Source organism: Bartonella sp. LB28NMGDW (genome assembly GCF_042194435.1).
Taxonomy (GTDB): Bacteria; Pseudomonadota; Alphaproteobacteria; order Rhizobiales; family Rhizobiaceae; genus Bartonella; species Bartonella grahamii.
On record NZ_JBHIMX010000136.1, the window covers coordinates 1 to 697 of the forward strand.

At 42.3% G+C, this 697-nt stretch carries 2 pseudogenes; both read right to left on the reverse strand.

The annotated features are described in order from the left end of the window. A pseudogene (locus tag ACFIKG_RS09650) lies at positions 1-196 on the reverse strand (hypothetical protein); the annotation flags it as partial. 7 nt (positions 197-203) lie between these two features. Continuing rightward, a pseudogene (locus ACFIKG_RS09655) lies at positions 204-697 on the reverse strand (hypothetical protein); the annotation flags it as partial.

A 697-nucleotide genomic window follows, 5' to 3' on the forward strand; every position in this document is an offset into this window, starting at 1 on the left:
TATTTTTAGCTAAACCTAAAGGATTTGATTGTGAACCAAAAGTTGCTATAGGGGAAGAAGGGGTTAAATAAGGTAAATTATTTGCCTGTTGTTTGGCGTCTTCTAGATCGTTGAAACGTATACGTGGTACATATTGGCTCATTACATGCATAGACTTAAGAAGTCTTGATAAAATGTTATCGTTACTATTTTGCATAACTACCTCACTTTTTTCCTGCAAAACCAGAAATACCAGCTAAAATCCCTATAGCGTTCTTCCAAGGGTCGTTGCCTTGCATCATAGAGGCTGTATTATTATTCGTCGTCGTGCCGTAATTCCTTGCAAAGCCATGACCGGCGTTCATAAGCATATTCAACCTATTCCAGCCGCTATTGTCTTGCTCCAGCCAACGTTCACGATTGGCATCAACAACTCTCTGATTGTAATTATCAAGCACACCTCCCCCCTGTATGGCATTGGAATAGGCATTGCCATAACCCTGCAAGAAGTTATTTGATGCTCCCAACTGATTTTGATTGGCTTGGTCTATCATGGCATTGGCTTGCATCATGCGATCCGCATCACGATTATACTGGTCTGCTGTAGCACTTGTGGACAAAGCACCAAGTTCATTTGCCAATACACCTGCATGTGCACCGGACCCATAACGACCCGCACCTGCAAAAGAACTGTTAATCGTATCTCTTACACGGTCTA